The organism is Halomonas sp. SIMBA_159, assembly GCF_046536035.1.
Taxonomy (GTDB): Bacteria; Pseudomonadota; Gammaproteobacteria; order Pseudomonadales; family Halomonadaceae; genus Vreelandella; species Vreelandella venusta_A.
Genome location: NZ_JAWJBT010001523.1, coordinates 1 through 239, shown reverse-complemented (window position 1 = coordinate 239; position 239 = coordinate 1). Strand labels below are relative to the sequence as shown.

Annotated in this window: 1 protein-coding gene; it reads left to right on the top strand. The window is 56.1% G+C overall.

Features of this window, described 5'->3' with window-relative positions; translation table 11 throughout:
* Positions 1-239 (top strand): FAD-binding protein (locus R0J87_RS24325; RefSeq protein ID WP_498889617.1); only part of this gene is annotated, 239 nt, incomplete at both ends.

Here is a 239-nt window from a genome sequence, read left to right as displayed (position 1 = left end):
CATCATGATCAATGGAACGACGGTCATTGCACAAGGTGGAGCGGATATCAAAACCGTCTCCCGTGCAGCGGCAGACCGCCAACTGACAGGTTTGGAATTTGCATGCGGCATCCCGGGATCGATCGGCGGCGCAATGGCAATGAATGCCGGCGCATATGGCGGCGAGATCCAAGATGTGATCGTTCGGGCGACAGTGTTGACCAGAGAAGGGGAAAAGCTGGTCTTGACGAAAGACGAGC